General features: G+C 68.1%; 13 protein-coding genes. 7 read left to right on the top strand and 6 right to left on the bottom strand.

The features are described from left to right. Positions 1–14: 14 nt before the first annotated feature. Entirely contained in the window at positions 15–1,304 is a 1,290-nt protein-coding gene (locus tag LTA6_RS03110; RefSeq protein ID WP_407358610.1) for an ABC transporter substrate-binding protein, read from the bottom strand. Between the two features lie 301 nt (positions 1,305–1,605). Between LTA6_RS03110 and LTA6_RS03115 the strand changes: the two genes are divergently transcribed. The 6 genes from LTA6_RS03115 to LTA6_RS03140 all read left to right on the top strand — a co-directional run bounded on the left by LTA6_RS03115 (position 1,606) and on the right by LTA6_RS03140 (position 9,751). Continuing rightward, positions 1,606–3,537: a DUF6807 family protein gene (locus LTA6_RS03115; RefSeq protein ID WP_407358611.1), complete on the top strand. Its 1,932-nt coding sequence runs from the start codon at positions 1,606–1,608 to the stop codon at positions 3,535–3,537. Between the two features lie 95 nt (positions 3,538–3,632). After that, complete coding sequence (locus LTA6_RS03120) at positions 3,633–4,013, top strand: L-rhamnose mutarotase (RefSeq protein ID WP_407358612.1); 381 nt, start codon at positions 3,633–3,635, stop codon at positions 4,011–4,013. Continuing rightward, positions 4,010–5,173, top strand: coding sequence for an L-rhamnose isomerase (rhaI, locus tag LTA6_RS03125; RefSeq protein WP_341976067.1), 1,164 nt, complete (start codon positions 4,010–4,012; stop codon positions 5,171–5,173). Before LTA6_RS03120 ends, rhaI begins: the two co-directional genes overlap by 4 nt. 4 nt (positions 5,174–5,177) lie before the next feature. Further along, positions 5,178–6,101 (top strand): alpha/beta hydrolase fold domain-containing protein, encoded by a 924-nt coding sequence (locus LTA6_RS03130; RefSeq protein ID WP_407358613.1) that lies wholly within the window; start codon positions 5,178–5,180, stop codon positions 6,099–6,101. A gap of 1 nt (position 6,102) precedes the next feature. Next, complete coding sequence (locus LTA6_RS03135) at positions 6,103–8,154, top strand: bifunctional aldolase/short-chain dehydrogenase (RefSeq protein WP_407358614.1); 2,052 nt, start codon at positions 6,103–6,105, stop codon at positions 8,152–8,154. A 187-nt stretch (positions 8,155–8,341) separates the two neighbouring features. Next, positions 8,342–9,751, top strand: coding sequence for a rhamnulokinase family protein (locus tag LTA6_RS03140; RefSeq protein WP_407359242.1), 1,410 nt, complete (start codon positions 8,342–8,344; stop codon positions 9,749–9,751). A 19-nt stretch (positions 9,752–9,770) separates the two neighbouring features. Here the strand turns inward: LTA6_RS03140 and LTA6_RS03145 are convergent, their stop codons facing one another. The 3 genes from LTA6_RS03145 to serS form a co-directional block, all read right to left on the bottom strand. Further along, positions 9,771–10,016 (bottom strand): hypothetical protein, encoded by a 246-nt coding sequence (locus LTA6_RS03145; RefSeq protein ID WP_341976072.1) that lies wholly within the window; start codon positions 10,014–10,016, stop codon positions 9,771–9,773. Between the two features lie 203 nt (positions 10,017–10,219). Continuing rightward, on the bottom strand, positions 10,220–10,978 hold the full coding sequence (locus LTA6_RS03150) for an HAD family hydrolase (RefSeq protein WP_407359243.1): 759 nt from the start codon (positions 10,976–10,978) through the stop codon (positions 10,220–10,222). 80 nt (positions 10,979–11,058) lie between these two features. Next, entirely contained in the window at positions 11,059–12,342 is a 1,284-nt protein-coding gene (gene serS, locus LTA6_RS03155; protein WP_407358615.1) for a serine--tRNA ligase, read from the bottom strand. A gap of 57 nt (positions 12,343–12,399) precedes the next feature. On the opposite strand from serS, the gene LTA6_RS03160 reads away from it, so the two are divergent. Next, the gene (locus LTA6_RS03160; protein ID WP_341976075.1) at positions 12,400–13,398 is read left to right on the top strand and encodes a diacylglycerol kinase family protein; all 999 of its coding nucleotides are present in this window, start codon (positions 12,400–12,402) and stop codon (positions 13,396–13,398) included. 11 nt (positions 13,399–13,409) lie between these two features. Here LTA6_RS03160 and LTA6_RS03165 read toward each other — a convergent pair whose 3' ends face one another. Further along, positions 13,410–14,141: a hypothetical protein gene (locus LTA6_RS03165; protein ID WP_363550857.1), complete on the bottom strand. Its 732-nt coding sequence runs from the start codon at positions 14,139–14,141 to the stop codon at positions 13,410–13,412. A gap of 20 nt (positions 14,142–14,161) precedes the next feature. Next, positions 14,162–15,622 carry a cardiolipin synthase gene (gene cls, locus LTA6_RS03170; RefSeq protein ID WP_341976079.1) on the bottom strand — a complete coding sequence of 487 codons (1,461 nt, stop codon included), beginning with the start codon at positions 15,620–15,622 and terminating at the stop codon, positions 14,162–14,164. Positions 15,623–15,656 lie beyond the last annotated feature (34 nt).

The raw sequence follows: 15,656 nt of genomic DNA on the forward strand, positions 1-15,656 counted from the left end.
TGATCCTTTCCGGGTCAGCCCGCGAGGATGACTTCGGCCTCATCGAAGAACTGGGTCACCGCGTCGTCGACGCTGATCGCCCCCAGACCGATCGACTTGCCGAGGTCCCAGAACGTCTGCTCGATCGAGCCGTATCCCTTCACCGGAACCGGAGGCGCGTCTCCGATGCGGTCGGCGACGGACTCGAGGTAGTCGGCGACCTGCTTGTCAGCGCCTTCGAGCTTCGCTCCGTCGAGCTTGCTCGAGGAAGCCGGGAATCCGAGTGTGGTGCCGAAGATCTCGCCGGACTCGGGCGAATTGACCAGGAAGTCGAGGAAGATCGCGGCGGCCTCCGGGTGCTCGGTGTTGGCCGAGACCGCGACCTGCAGTCCGGCCTGGCGGTAGAGGTCCTTGGCGTCGTCGTCGCTGGTCGGCGGTGCCACCATCGACAGCGCGGAGTCGCCCGTCTCGGCGAGATATCCGCCGAGGAAGTTCGACCAGCTCATCTCGCTCGCGGTCAGCTTGGCGCCGAGTCCCGAGGTCGGGGTGATCTCCTCGAGCCGGGACTGCGGAATGCCGACGCCGTCGCGCACCTGCGCGCCGGACTCCCAGAAGTCGCGCAACTGGTCCTCGTCGAAGCCGAGGGCGCCGTCGTCAGTGAACAGGTTTCCGCCGTCCTGACGGAGCAGGAGCTCGAGGTTCTGGATGCGCTGCGTGTAGTCGGTGCCGCCGTAGACGCTGCCGGCGGAGGCCTCGGTGACGCTCGCCATCCATTCATCGTGGTCCTCGTACGAGGTGCCGCCTTCGTACGGCTCGACACCGACCTGGCTGAGCAGGTCGTCGTTCTGGAAGACCGCCCAGGCGCTGTAGCCGGTCGGCAGCGAGAACTGCTTGCCGTCGAGCTGCCCGGTGCCGAGCAGCGCTTCATCGAACGTCGAGGTGTCGACGAAGTCCTTGTACGTGCCGAGGTCGAGCAGCAGGCCCGACTCCCCGTACTGACGCAGATACGAGTCGGAGAACTGCCAGACATCGGGGAGACCGTTGCCAGCTGCCTCGGTCTGGCGCTTCTCCCAGTAGCTGGGGAAGTCGGTGAAGCTGCCCTCGATCGTGATGTTCGGGTACTCCTCGTTGAACGCCTCGATGAGTGCTTCGTAACGGCTGGCTCGGTCGTCGTTGCCCCACCAGGTGAAGGTGAGCGTGACCTTCTCGTCGGCGTCGTAGACCGGCTTCGCATCGGGTGCTGCGCCTCCGGCGCAGCCGGCGAGCGCGAGTGCCGCACCCGCGACGAGGGCGGTCGCCGCCGCGATTCGCTTCGTAATGAACATCGTTGTCCTCTCTTGGTGAACTTCTTCGTCGACCGGTGGGGGCCGGGCGCCGCTGACCGGTCATTGCTGTGGTTTCGCGCTAACAGGAAAGCGCTTCCCGGCAATCTACTCGGGATTGAAACGTTTCGCAATAGCTCATTCTCATCATCATCGATCGTATGGTAAACGTTGTAATGAACACGCCCATAGTTCCGCCCTCCAGGCCGCCTGTCGATACATCCCCTTCGGTCGGGAAGCGCTTTCCCATATGCTGGAGGAGAATGTGATGCAGCATCCGCTCCCCGACCGAAGGATTCCCGCGATGGCCACAGACGTGCTGCTCGTCGGAGCCCACGGTTTCGGCGCCGACCACCTGCGCAACCTGGAACGTCTCGGTGATCGTGTGCGCGTGGTGGCGTTGGCGGATCCGAACGGTGGACCCAGCGAGGGCTACGGCTCCGACGCACCCGCCTTCGCCGGGCTCGCCGAGGCCTTCGACGCGGGCATCCGCCCCGACGTGGTGATCATCGCGACGCCGACCGGCACGCATTTCGCACTTGCCTCGCTCGCGCTCGAGCGTGGCTGCGATCTCTACCTCGAGAAACCGCCGCTCGCGACCATCGAGCAGTTCGAAGCACTGCTGGCCCTTCAGAAGCGCTCAGGTCGAGCGGTGCAGGTCGGGTTTCAGAGCTTCGGCTCGCACGCGTTCGACCGCCTCGCAGAACTGGGCGAACCGACATCGGTCGCAACCTGGGGCGCCTGGGCGAGGGATGCCGCCTACTGGTCGCGCTCTGCATGGGCGGGCAGACGCACCCTCGACGGCCACCCCGTCGTGGACGGTGTCGTGACAAACCCGCTCTCGCACGCCGTCGCCACTGCTCTGCGCATCGCCGGCGCCCGGCGCCGTGACGACGTCGCGCGAGTAGAGCTCGAGCTCTACCGCGCGAACGACATCGAGGCAGACGACACCTCCAGCGTCCGGATCACGCTCACCGACGGGCGAATCGTCTCCGCGGCGCTGACCCTCGCCGCCCCCGAGCATTCCGACCCGCTCATCGAGGTGCGCACGCCCGAGGCCGACGTGATCTTCTCCTACACGACCGACCGGCTCATCCACCCGGACGGCAGCGAGGTCGACACCGGACGCACCGAGCTCTTCGAGGAGCTGCTCGATCATCGCGACCACGGCGTCCCCCTGCACGCTCCCCTGGTCGAGACCGGAGCGTTCATGGCCGTGATGGAGGCGGTGCGCACCGCGCCCGACCCCATACCGGTAGAGGATGCTGCGATCACGCTCCTCACCGACCGACCGTCACCCCTCACGACCATCGACGGCATCGTGGAGTGGGTCGAGCGCACCGCGAGATCCGGCGCCCTGTTCAGCGAGCTGCATGCCCCCTTCGCTGCGGCGCCACTGGCCGGCCGCACGCACGAGCTCCGTGTCGGCGCGGCCGTCGTCGCCGTGCATGATGACGGATCGGCAGTCGCCCACACGTCGGGATCGCGGCCCTTCCTGCACCCCGTGCGCACGCCGTCCGGCGTCGTCGTCTCCGCCGCACACCCCGCCGATCACCATTGGCACCTCGGTGTCTCGATCGCGCTTCAGCATGTGAACAGCGTGAACTTCTGGGGTGGCCCCACCTACACACGCGACCTCGGATATCGCTGGCTGAGCGACCACGGCCGCATCCGGACGACGTCGTTCGCCCTCGACGATGACGGCTTCTCCTCGACCGCCGACTGGATCGCGCCCGGCGGCGCCGTGCTGTTGAGCGAATCCACGCGGTGGCAGCTGCGAGAGTCATCCGATCCGCGTGCATGGCTGTTCCGGACGACGACGACGCTGCGGGCGGAGAGCACTCCGGTCGAACTCGGCAGCCCAGCCAGCAACGGACGCATCGGCGGCGGCTACGGCGGCTTCACCTGGCGGTTCCCCTCGGCATCCGATGTCGACGTGCGAACCGGACGAGCGGCAGGCGAAGACGCCGTGCACGGCACCGTCGCGCCGTGGCTGGCGTTCAGCGCGCTTTTCGGTGACGGCGAGGCCACCGTCGCACTCGCCGGCGATGACGACCGCACGTGTGAGGACCCCTGGTTCGTGCGCGTCGACGCCTATCCCGGCGTGGGCTCGGCGCTCGCCTGGGAGGACGCGCTCCGACTCGACGTCGGCGCGAGCATCACCGTGTCGTTCCGCGGAGCCGTCGCTGACGGACGCCTCACGAATGACGAGATCGCCGGCCTGCTCGACGAGTGACCCGGCCGGTCCCACGACCGTTCTTGCACATCTCATCCGTCACCCTCTAGACTTGCATGAAACGATTCAATGACGATCCTCCGAAATGTGAGCCCATGACCCGCCACTGCTTCCGGCTTCAGGTCCGCCCTGAGCTGCTGGACGAGTACCTCGCTCGCCATTCCCCGGTGTGGCCCGAGATGCTCGCCGAGATCGCGGCCGCCGGTCGCCGCAACTACTCCCTCTTCCACGACGAGAACGGCACCCTCGTCGGCTACTACGAGACCGACGACGACGCGGCAGCGCAGGCGTACCTCGCCGCCTCCGAGGTCGCTTCCCGATGGGAGGCCGAGATGGGTCGCTTCTTCATCGGCCTCGACGGTCGTCCCGATCAGGCGGCCATCCCGCTGTCCGAGGTGTTCCATCTCGAAGACCAGCTCGTCGCAGCCGGCGAGCCCGATACATCCGACGAAGACGACGAAGGCAGCGCCCCATGAGCATCCTCTCCCCCGACACCCTGGCCGCCCTCGAGCAGCAGGCCATCGAGCTCCCCTCCTGGGCGTTCGGCAACTCCGGCACGCGCTTCAAGGTGTTCGGCACACCGGGCACACCACGCGACCCGTTCGAGAAGATCTCCGACGCCGCTCAGGTGCACAAGTACACGGCGCTCGCGCCGAGCGTGGCGCTGCACATCCCCTGGGACATGTGCGACTTCGCCGCTCTCCGCACGCACGCCGAGGACCTCGGCGTGGCCCTGGGCACCATCAACTCGAACACCTTCCAGGACGACGACTACAAGTACGGGGCCCTCACCCACGAGGATTCCGCGATCCGCCGGAAGGCGATCGACCACCACCTCGCCTGCATCGACGTCATGGATGCGACCGGGAGCCGTGACCTGAAGATCTGGCTCGCCGAGGGCTCGAACTACCCCGGCCAAGCCGACCTGCGCGGACGCCAGGACCGCCTGCAGGAATCGCTGCAGACGATCTACGCGCGCCTGGGAGATGACCAGCGCCTGGTGCTGGAGTACAAGTTCTTCGAGCCGGCTTTCTACCACACCGACGTTCCCGACTGGGGTACGTCGTACGCACAGGTCGCATCCCTCGGCGACAAGGCGATGGTCTGCCTCGACACCGGCCATCATGCACCGGGCACCAACATCGAATTCATCGTGATGCAGCTGCTGCGCCTCGGAAAGCTCGGCTCGTTCGACTTCAACTCGCGCTTCTACGCCGACGACGACCTGATCGTCGGCGCGGCCGACCCGTTCCAGCTGTTCCGCATCCTCTTCGAGGTCGTCAGGGGTGGCGGGCTGAACAACCCAGACGTGGCGTTCATGCTCGACCAGTGCCACAACGTCGAAGACAAGATCCCCGGCCAGATCCGCTCGGTGCTCAACGTGCAGGAGATGACGGCTCGCGCGCTGCTCGTCGATCGCGACGCTCTCACCCAGGCGCAGAAATCCGGCGATGTGCTCGCCGCCAACGCCGTGTTCATGGATGCCTTCTACACCGACGTCCGTCCTGCCCTGGCCGAGTGGCGCGAGTCTCGCGGTCTCGCAGCGGACCCGATGAAGGCGTTCGCCGAGTCCGGCCACCTGGCGCGGATCGCGGCCGACCGCGTCGGCGGCGTGCAGGCCGGCTGGGGCGCCTGAGTCGATGACCACTCCCGTCGAGGTCGCCGACCGGATTCTGAACGGACCGCACGGGCCGCTCCGCGTGCGCGTCTACTCGCCCTCATCCCCCCGCACGCACGGCCTGGTCTGGGCGCACGGCGGCGGGTTCGCCGCCGGCGAGCTCGAAATGCCCGAGGCCGACTGGGTCAGCCACGCGTTCGCCGAGCGCGGCGTCACGGTCGTCAGCGTGGAGTACCGCTTGGCGCCGTTGCCCGCGGATGGCGGCGAATCGCCGGACGCCCGGGCGCTCGGAGGCGCTCATTACCCCGTCGCGCACGAGGAGATGGTCTTCGCATTCCAGTGGGCCACGGAATCAGGTCCGGCGACCGGGCCGTGGGCGATCGGCGGCGCGAGCGCGGGCGGCAACCTGGCCGCCGGTGCGGCACTTCGTCTCGCGCACGAGAGCGATGTCGTCCCCGCGCTGGCTGTGCTCGCCTATCCGACGCTGCAGGCCGTGCAGGATGCTCCGGATGCCGCGCTGCGCGCGCTGCTCGACGCGGATCCCGACGCCGACCGATTCGGCCCGGAGATCGTGCTCGGCATGTACGAGAACTACCTCGGCGGGGCTGTCGACGGCGCCGATGTCTACGCCATCCCCGGCACCGCGACGACAGCGCAGCTCGCCGGTTTCCCCGCCACGATCATGATCAACGGCGAGGCCGACGAACTCCGGGTCTCCGGCGAAGCATTCGCCCTGGCACTCGCAGAAGCGGGAGTCGAGATCGACGTGTCGACAGAGCCGGACACCACCCACGGGCACCTCAACCGTCCAGAGGAGGCCGCGGCCACGGCATCCGTCGAGCGATTCGCCGCACGCATCCACCGCGTGGACCTGTCACACCCGCCTCGACGCATGACGCGCTCGCACGTCGAGTCGACCCGAACTGCACCGACCCAAGAAGGCTGACATGACCAACCCCACCGCCGCCGCTCTCCTCGCGCGCAGCAATCGCCTGGGCGCCGACCCCAAGAACACGAACTACGCCGGCGGCAACACCTCCGCCCAGGGCGCCGAGATCGACCCCGTGACGGGACAGCCGGTCGAACTGCTCTGGGTGAAAGGCTCCGGCGGCGACCTCGGCACGCTGACCGAGCCGGGCCTGGCCGTGCTGCGCCTCGATCGCATGCGCGCGCTCGTCGACGTCTACCCCGGCATCGACCGGGAAGACGAGATGGTCGCCGCCTTCGACTACTGCCTGCACGGCAAGGGAGGAGCCGCTCCCTCGATCGACACGGCCATGCACGGGCTCGTGGATGCCGCTCACGTCGACCACCTGCATCCCGACTCCGGCATCGCGATCGCGACGGCTGCAGACGGCGAGGAACTCACCGCGAAGATCTTCGGCGACGGCGCAGGTGGACAGAAGGTCGTCTGGGTGCCCTGGCGGCGTCCCGGCTTCCAGCTCGGTCTCGACATCGCCGCCATCAAGGCGAAGAACCCGCAGGCAATCGGCTGCATCCTCGGCGGGCATGGCATCACCGCGTGGGGCGACACGTCCGAGGAGTCCGAGGCGAACTCCCTCTGGATCATCGACACCGCTGCCGCCTACATCGCCGAGCACGGCAAGGCCGACCCGTTCGGCGGCACCCGCGCCGGCTTCGAGGCCCTTCCCGATCCCGATCGCCGTGAACGCGCCGCTGCCCTCGCCGGCACGATCCGCGGCATCGCCTCGACCGACAGGCCGATGGTCGGGCACTTCACCGATGCTGATGTCGTGCTCGACTTCCTCGCGTCCGAGCGCGCCCCGGAACTCGCGGCTCTCGGCACGAGCTGCCCCGACCATTTCCTGCGCACCAAGGTGAAGCCGCTCATTCTCGACCTGCCTGGTTCGGCATCCGCCGAGGAACAGATCGCGCGCCTCCACGAGTTGCAAGCCGAATACCGCGCCGACTATCAGTCGTACTACGACGCGCATGCGACAGCCGAGTCCCCCGCGATCCGCGGCGCCGACCCGCTCATCGTGCTCGTGCCGGGCGTCGGCATGTTCTCCTACGGAGCGAACAAGCAGACCGCTCGGGTCGCCGGCGAGTTCTACGTCAACGCGATCAACGTGATGCGCGGCGCCGAGGCGCTGTCGACGTACTCCCCCATCTCCGATGCCGAGAAGTTCCGCATCGAATACTGGGCGCTGGAAGAGGCGAAGCTGCAGCGGATGCCGAAGCCGAAGTCCCACCAGGGACGCATCGCGTTCGTCACGGGAGCAGCCTCCGGCATCGGCAAGGCCATCGCCACCCGGCTCGCGGCCGAGGGCGCCTGTGTCGTCATCGCCGACCTCGACCTCGAGAAGGCGCAGGCTGCGGCAGCGGAACTCGGAAGCACCGATGTCGCGATCGGCGTCGCCGCGAACGTCGCCGACGCCGCCGCCGTACAGGCCGCGCTCGACGAGGCGGTCCTAGCCTTCGGAGGCGTCGACCTCGTGGTCAACAACGCCGGACTTTCGCTCTCGAAGCCGCTGCTGGAGACGACCGAGAAGGACTGGGACCTGCAGCACGATGTGATGGCGAAGGGCTCGTTCCTGGTGTCGAAGGCGGCAGCGAAGGTGCTCATCGACCAGAAGCTCGGCGGTGACATCATCTACATCTCGTCGAAGAACTCCGTCTTCGCCGGCCCGAACAACGTCGCGTACTCCGCGACGAAGGCCGACCAGGCGCACCAGGTACGCCTGCTCGCCGTCGAGCTCGGTGAGTTCGGCATCCGCGTCAACGGCATCAACCCCGACGGTGTGGTCCGAGGCTCCGGCATCTTCGCCTCGGGCTGGGGCGCGAACCGCGCCGCGACCTACGGCGTCGCGGAAGAGGACCTCGGCCAGTTCTACGCGAACCGCACGATCCTCAAGCGCGAGGTCGTACCGGAGAATGTGGCGGATGCCGTCTATGTGCTCACCGGCCCGGAGCTGAGCCGCACCACCGGCCTGCACATCCCCGTCGACTCCGGCGTCGCGGCCGCGTTCCTGCGATGACCCTTCGGCAGCGTTTCGTCTCGCTTCGCTCGCTCAACGCCCGGGGATCGTCATCGATCGTTGAGCCGGGCCCACGCCCCCGAGGCTCCGGGCAGCGCGAAGCGCTGGTCGGAGAGGGGTGGGGAGGAGCGCCAGCGACGAGACGAAACGCGTCGATCCGTCCGCACGACCGAGCGGCGGCCAGGAGATGACCGTGCGCGCGGTCGCAGCGGTGGACCTCGGCGCCACCAGCGGACGGGTGATGATCGGCCGCGTCGGCGACGGATCGCTCGAGCTCGAACTCATCTCGCGGTTCCCGAACGGACCGGTCGAGCGCGAAGACGGCCTGCACTGGGACTTCGATGCCCTGTACGAGAACATCCTCGACGGCCTCGCCGAGGCTGTCCGCCGCGAGCCGGCGATCGAGAGCATCGGCGTCGACTCGTGGGCGGTCGACTACGGCCTGCTGCGCGACGGCGAACTGCTCGATCAGCCGTTCCACTACCGTGACGGGCGCACCGAAAGGGGTGTCCTAGACGTCCACCATGTCGCCCCCTTCGACGAGCTCTACGAGCGCAACGGCCTGCAGTTCCTGCCGTTCAACACGCTGTACCAGTACCGGGCCGACAAGAGTCTGCCCGACGCGGACACTGCGCTGCTCATCCCCGACCTCATCGCGTTCCTGCTCACCGGAGCCCGCGTCGCCGAACGGACGAACGCGTCGACGACAGGACTGCTCTGCATCCGCACCGGTGAGTGGGATCTCGAGCTCGCCGAGCGCATCGGCATCCCGGAGCGGCTGCTCCCTGGCCTCGTCGACCCGGGAATGCTGCTCGGAACGCTGCGTCCTGACGTCGCCGGCCGCGTCGGCAAGACCCTGCCGGTCATCGCCGTGGGGTCGCACGACACGGCATCCGCCGTCGCCGCTGCCCCCCTCTCCTCTCCGCGCTCCGCCTACATCTCCTGCGGCACCTGGGGACTCGTCGGCGTCGAGCTGGCAGAGCCGGTGCTGTCGGATGCCGCGCGAGACGCGAACTTCACCAATGAGCGCGGCGTCGACGGGCGCATCCGCTTCCTGCATAACGTCACCGGACTCTGGCTCCTCAGCGAGAGCGTGCGCGCCTGGGCAGCGGAGGACGGCGCGCCGATCGACCTGCCTGTACTGCTGGTGGCGGCAGCAGAGGTCGCCGGAGACATTCCGCTGTTCGATGCGAACGACGCAACACTCAGCCTGCCAGGGGATATGCCGGCCCGGATCGCCGTCCTGCTCCGGGCATCCGGCGAAGGGGTCCCGGCCACGCGAGCCGCGTTCGTGCGCAGCATCGTCGAGAGCATCGCCGACGCTTTCGCCGACGCGATCCGCACCGCTGGCACGCTGTCAGGGCGCGAGATCGACGCCATCCATCTCGTCGGCGGCGGATCCCTGAATCGGCTGCTCTGCCAGGCGACGGCCGACCGCTCCGGTCTTCCCGTGCTGGCGGGTCCGGTCGAGGCGACCGCTCTGGGTAACGTCCTCGTACAGGCACGCGCGCTGGGTGCCGCGCCGTCAGCGCTGGAGGAACTGCGTGCGCTCGTGGCGGCGACTCACCCGCCCGCCCGATTCGACCCTCGAGGCTGATACGGCGGCCGCACCACGTTCAGTCCTTGCCGACGGAGTCCAGAACGATGTCCGCTTCCGAACCGTAGAACGAGTCGCCTACGAACGACGCGAGCGTGATCGTTCCACCGAGGTGATTCGAGTACACGTACGCCCCGCCGGAGTCGGTTCCCTGATAGTTCCACGCATAGACGGTGTCGCCCGCGTGGGCCGCTATCGGCGTCCCGCACGCGATCGCCAATGCGATCGCGCCAGCGGCCACTGCCCCTCGGACCTTGAAACCCATGACGTCATCCTCTCGACCCTGTTTCACCGGGGCGAGCCAACCTCGGCGGCATCATCGTCGTGTCGACGATCGTGCGCCTTCAGATTCGCACCCGACGAGACAGGCCGACATCCGTAGAATCACGGAAGTCCACTCGCATGCACGTCTCGCGCCGGGGCGGGTTCCTCAGGTCGTCGAGCCCCATTCGGGCTCGAACCAGAGCGCTACTCGCCCGCGCCGACCTCGACGGCCGCAGGAAGCGTGTTCAACGCCGTCGCGAGCCCGCCATCGGCCACATCTCCGGTGATCTCCCCCGCGGCGTCCTTCACGACATCCGGAGCCTGCCCCATCGCCACCGCCCGGCCACCGACGCCGAGCGCCCAGCCGAACATGCCGATGTCGTTGCGGCCGTCACCGGCGACGAGCACCTGCTGGCCGTCGATACCCAGCCGCGCGCGCACGCGTTCCATGGCCGTGCCCTTGTCGACGCCCTGCGGAGCGATGTCCAGCCAGGCGGTCCAGCCGATCGCGTAGGAGACCTCGTTGAGCCCGGCATCCGCGACGAGACGGTGGAAGTCCTCCTCGTCATGCCCAGGCGAGACCACGACGATGCGCGAGACCGGCGCGGCGCCGAGTTCTTCGAACAGCACCTGACGCCCACCGTCGAGGGTCCAGTCGTCGAGCTGCGCGGTGTACAGCCGCTGCCCCGACCCGAGTTCGACCATGTAGCGCGCATCCGGCAGACGCTCGCGCAGCAGCGAGAGCACCGTCGAGGGATCGAACGTCTCCACATGCCAGCGCTCCCACGCGTTGCCTGTGCGTCGCATGGTGACCGCGCCGTTCGAGCACACCACGTACTCCGGAGTCAGACCGAGCTCCTCGACGTAGCGCTGCGTGCCCATCCAGCTGCGACCGGTCGCGATCGTGACCACGTGGCCCAGGTCTCTGAGCCGCGCGACGGCCTCGGGCACGCCGGGACTCATCGTCTCGTCCTGAAGCAGGATGGTGCCGTCGACGTCGAGTCCGACGAGCCAGGGGGTCCCCGAGCCGGGCGAAGCGTCGGTCACGCCTCCGGCTCCAGTACGGCGAGGCCGCCGAGATACGGCTGCAGCACCTCGGGCACGAGCACGGAGCCGTCGGCGCGCTGGTGCGTCTCCAGCAGTGCAACGATCCAGCGCGTGGTGGCGAGGGTGCCGTTCAGGGTCGCGACGTGCTGTGTCTTGGCGGACTTCCCGTCCTCCGCAGCCGGACGGTGCCGGATGTCGAGGCGACGAGCCTGGAACGCGGTGCAGTTCGAGGTCGACGTGAGTTCGCGGAACGCCCCCTGCGTGGGCACCCAGGCCTCGATGTCGTACTTGCGCGCGGCACTCGAGCCCAGATCTCCTGCGGCGACGTCGATCACCCGGTATGCGAGCCCGAGGGCTGTCAGCATCTCTTCCTGCAGGGCGACGAGGCGCAGGTGCTCGGCCTCGGCATCCTCCGCCGTCGTGTAGACGAACATCTCCAGCTTGTTGAACTGGTGCACGCGGATGATTCCGCGGGTGTCCTTGCCGTGCGAACCGGCCTCGCGGCGGTAGCAGGTCGACCAGCCGGCGTAGCGCAGCGCGCCCTTGGACAGGTCGACGATCTCGTCCTTGTGGTACCCGGCGAGCGCGACCTCGCTGGTGCCGACGAGGTACAGGTCGTCGTCCTTGTCGAGGTGGTACACCTCGTCGGCGTGCTCGCCGAGGAAGCCGGTGCCCTGCATGATCTCCGGCCGCACGAGGGTGGGCGTGATCAGCGGCACGAAGCCGTTCTGCAGCGCCTTGTCGAGCGCCAGGTTCATCAGCGCGATCTCGAGGCGGGCGCCGATTCCGCGGAGGAAGTAGAACCGCGCACCCGAGACCTTCGCGCCGCGTTCCATGTCGATCGCGCCGAGGATCTCGCCGAGCTCCAGGTGGTCGCGCGGCTCGAAGTCGAACGCGGGAACCTCGCCGACCCTGCGCAGCTCGACGAAGTCTGCCTCGCCACCGGCCGGAACGCCGTCGATGACGACGTTCTCGATGCGCGCGAGGGCAGCGGATGCGGCGTCGGCCGCCTCGTTCGCGACGACCTGCGCCTGCTTGACACGGTCTGCGAGGTCCTTGACCTGCGCGACGAGCGCGGCCTTCTCCTCCTTGGGCGCCTTCGCGACCTGCTTGCCGAACACGTTCTGCTCGGCCCGCAGCTCTTCGAACGTGGCGAGCGCGGCACGACGCGATCGATCGGCCTCGAGCGCTGCGTCGACGGTTCCCTGGTCGTTGCCACGCGCGGCCTGCGAGCGGCGGACGATCTCAGGCTGGTCGCGGAGAAGAGCGAGGTCGATCATCCCTCAAGTCTAGGGCGCGCGCGGGAACGACCCGGATGGCGGGATTAGAGTAGCGCCATGACGAAGCCCGCCGCAGCCCCGCGCCAGGCGGCACTCGTCTACAACCCGATCAAGGTCGACGAGAAGCGGCTGCGCGCCTTGCTGCGCGACCTTTCGAAGGACGCGGGGTGGGCCCACCCCGCGTTCTATCCGACGACGATCCAGGATGCCGGCCAGGGAGCAACCGCGCAGGCGCTCGCCCGCGGCATCGATGTGGTGCTCGTCGCCGGCGGCGACGGAACCGTGCGCGCCGTGGCGGAGGCGATCGCCGGCACCGGTGTGCCCCTGGCGATCCTGCCGAGCGGCACCGGCAACCTCCTCGCCCGCAACCTCGGCCTCCCGCTCAGCGACCCGGCCGAGATGATCCGGGCAGCACTCGGCGACTTCACGCACCCGATCGACATCTGCTGGGCAGCGCTCACCCGCACCGACGGCGAGACGTCGGAACATGCGTTCGTGGTGCTCGCCGGCATCGGACTGGATGCCGACATGATCGCGAACACGCGATCCGACCTGAAGAAGTCGGTCGGCTGGATCGCGTACGTCGACGGCGCTGCACGCTCCCTCGCCGGCGCGAAGCCGTTCCGTGCGATGTATCAGATCGACGACGGCCGACTGCACTCGACCAAGGTGCACAGCATCCTGTTCGCGAACTGCGGCACCCTCCCTGCGGGGATCGCGCTCATCCCCGATGCCTCGATCGCCGACGGCATCCTGGATATCGCCGTCATCCAGCCCACCGGCATGCTCGGCTGGCTCGGCGTCTGGCGCAAGATCTGGTGGGACAACTCCGTGCTCCGTCGCTTCCGTGCCGGCCGGCTCGTGCTGCAGCGGCGCGGCAGGGATGCATCCGTGCACTATCTGCGCGGGCTGAGCGCGGAGGTGGCCGGAAGCGGCCCCACACCGATCGAGTTGGATGGCGACGAGTTCGGACTGGCCGTCCGCATCCGCTGCCGCGTCGAGCCGAAGGCGCTGCTCCTGGCACTTCCCGCCGGGCACCCCGTCGACGCGCTCTGACCGCCCCGGGGTCAGTCGCCGAGGACGCTCACAGTGCCGTCGAGGTTCCCGCCGACGAGCGTCAACGTGAAGCCGTCCTCCTCGACGGAATCGTCACCGAAGCTGAGCAGGGTGCCCCGCGGCGCCATGTCCATCGTGCACATCTGCTCGTCGTCGGTGGTGAACGTCACCGTGCCCGCATTGCCCGCACCCTCGACCGACTCGACGACCGGCGGGCAGCTCGACGAACCCCAGGTGAGCAGCACGAGACCGCCGTCACCGATCCAGCCGGCCGACGGCAGGTAGTCCGTCGACGATCCGGGAACACCCGTGAATGCCGGATCACCGTCGAGATCCACGTCATCGACGAGGTCGCCGTACGTGACGTTCAGCGTCAGTTCCTTGGTCGGGTCGACCCCCTCCGGCAGCGCCCCGATGCTCGCACGCGGCGCCATGTCTCTCGTGCAGACTTCGTCGGCTTCGTTGTCCTTCACTGTGACCGTGACGTTCTGCCCGTCCGCCTCGACGGAGTCGACGACCGGCACGCAGGTGGACGACCCCCACGTGACGACGGCGAACATGCGCCCGCCGTCCAGCAGTGTGCCCTCGATGTCTGCGTAGTCGTCATCCGGCGCACTCGACGGCGGCGCAGAACCGGTGCTCGTCGGCGTCACGGCGCCCGGCGTCGAAGTGCACCCGGCGATGAGCAGGACAGAGGCGGCGACCGCGGACAACGCGGCGACAAGGCGCATGGGGGAGGTCATGGCCCCCAGGGTACCCGCCGTCACTGCAGAGCGGAGGTGAGTCGTGCGAGATTGTCGAGAACCGTGGAGCGCAGCGGCTGCTGCATCCACTCCTCCAGGGTCAGCTCGCGGCTCAGCGCGCGGTACCGGTCCTCGACGGCGCGCATCCCGGCGACGAACTCCGCACCGCGCACCAACATCGACACCTCGAGGTTCAGACCGAACGAGCGCATGTCCATGTTGCTGGACCCGATGACGGCGGTCTCGTCGTCGATGGTGAGGCTCTTGGTGTGCAGAATGTACGGCTGGCGGTACATCCAGATGCGCACGCCCGCCTTCAGCAGCGCCTCGTAGTAGCTGCGCTGGGCGTGATAGACGACCGCCTGGTCGCCCTCTTCCGAGACGAACAGCTCGACGGCCACGCCACGGTCGCATGCGGCCGAGACCGCGATCAGCAGCGCTTCGTCGGGCACGAAGTACGGGCTCACGATCATGATCTTGCGCTTAGCGGCGTAGAGCAGGCCCAGGAAGAGGCGCAGATTGTTCTCGGTCTCGAATCCCGGCCCCGACGGCACGACCTGGCAGTCCAGGTCTCCGGTGCCGGTCTCGACCTTGGTGATGTCGAGGTCGCTGAGCACCTCTCCGGTCTCGCTGTACCAATCGGCGAGGAAGACGGCGTTCACGCTCGCGACGACAGGGCCGTCGACGCGCACCATCAGGTCGACCCAGTGCAGGCCGCGCTTGATGTTCTTCGGCAGGTTGTACGTCGAATCGGTGACGTTCTGCGACCCCAGGAACCCCACTCGTCCGTCGACCACGAGGAGCTTGCGGTGGTTGCGCAGATCGGGCCGCTGCATCCGCCCCTTGAGGGGCTGCACCGGGAGCATCAGATGCCATTCGGCACCCATCGCATCCAGGCGAGCGATGGTCTTCTTGTAGCGCGGCTTCCAGCGGTTCGCCCAGTGATCGAGCAGCACGCGCACCGAGACGCCTCTGGCCGCGACCTCTTCGAGCGCGCGGAAGAAGTTGTCGGTGGCGGCATCCGACTGCAGGATGTAGAACTCCACATGGACGTAGGTCTCGGCTCTGCGGATGGCGTCGGCCATCGCATCCAGAGACTCCTGGTATTCGGAGATCAGCCGGGCCCCGTTGTCGCCCGACAACGGCAGCGCCCCCATGTTCTGGTTCATCTGCACCAGGGCGTCGAACCACTCCGGCGCATTCGGCCGCAGCGTGCCGAAGTGCAGATTCTCACTGGTCTCTTTGATGTACTCGTTGATCTGGTCCTGCTTGCGACGGCGGGCACGGGGCAGTCGCGGATTTCCGATCAGCAGGAACAGGAACACCCCGACGAACGGGATGAAGAAGATCGCGAGCAGCCAGGCCATCGCGGACGTGGGCCGCCGATTGCGCGGGATGATGATGATCGCGGTGATGCGGATGGCGATATCGAGGACCAGTAGGAAGCCGACGACCCACCACGGCCAGGCCTCCGGAATCATCGCGTCCCCTCGACCTCTCCTCGCCACGACGGCG

The sequence above is a fragment of the Microbacterium sp. LTA6 genome (assembly GCF_045690355.1).
Lineage (GTDB): Bacteria > Actinomycetota > Actinomycetes > Actinomycetales > Microbacteriaceae > Microbacterium.

Coding starts and splice junctions, on each gene's coding strand:
- LTA6_RS03110 (WP_407358610.1), bottom strand. CDS start 1,304: ATGTTCATTACGAAGCGAATCGCGGCGGCGACCGCCCTCGTCGCGGGT.
- LTA6_RS03115 (WP_407358611.1), top strand. CDS start 1,606: ATGGCCACAGACGTGCTGCTCGTCGGAGCCCACGGTTTCGGCGCCGAC.
- LTA6_RS03120 (WP_407358612.1), top strand. CDS start 3,633: ATGACCCGCCACTGCTTCCGGCTTCAGGTCCGCCCTGAGCTGCTGGAC.
- rhaI (WP_341976067.1), top strand. CDS start 4,010: ATGAGCATCCTCTCCCCCGACACCCTGGCCGCCCTCGAGCAGCAGGCC.
- LTA6_RS03130 (WP_407358613.1), top strand. CDS start 5,178: ATGACCACTCCCGTCGAGGTCGCCGACCGGATTCTGAACGGACCGCAC.
- LTA6_RS03135 (WP_407358614.1), top strand. CDS start 6,103: ATGACCAACCCCACCGCCGCCGCTCTCCTCGCGCGCAGCAATCGCCTG.
- LTA6_RS03140 (WP_407359242.1), top strand. CDS start 8,342: ATGACCGTGCGCGCGGTCGCAGCGGTGGACCTCGGCGCCACCAGCGGA.
- LTA6_RS03145 (WP_341976072.1), bottom strand. CDS start 10,016: ATGGGTTTCAAGGTCCGAGGGGCAGTGGCCGCTGGCGCGATCGCATTG.
- LTA6_RS03150 (WP_407359243.1), bottom strand. CDS start 10,978: ATGAGTCCCGGCGTGCCCGAGGCCGTCGCGCGGCTCAGAGACCTGGGC.
- serS (WP_407358615.1), bottom strand. CDS start 12,342: ATGATCGACCTCGCTCTTCTCCGCGACCAGCCTGAGATCGTCCGCCGC.
- LTA6_RS03160 (WP_341976075.1), top strand. CDS start 12,400: ATGACGAAGCCCGCCGCAGCCCCGCGCCAGGCGGCACTCGTCTACAAC.
- LTA6_RS03165 (WP_363550857.1), bottom strand. CDS start 14,141: ATGACCTCCCCCATGCGCCTTGTCGCCGCGTTGTCCGCGGTCGCCGCC.
- cls (WP_341976079.1), bottom strand. CDS start 15,622: ATGATTCCGGAGGCCTGGCCGTGGTGGGTCGTCGGCTTCCTACTGGTC.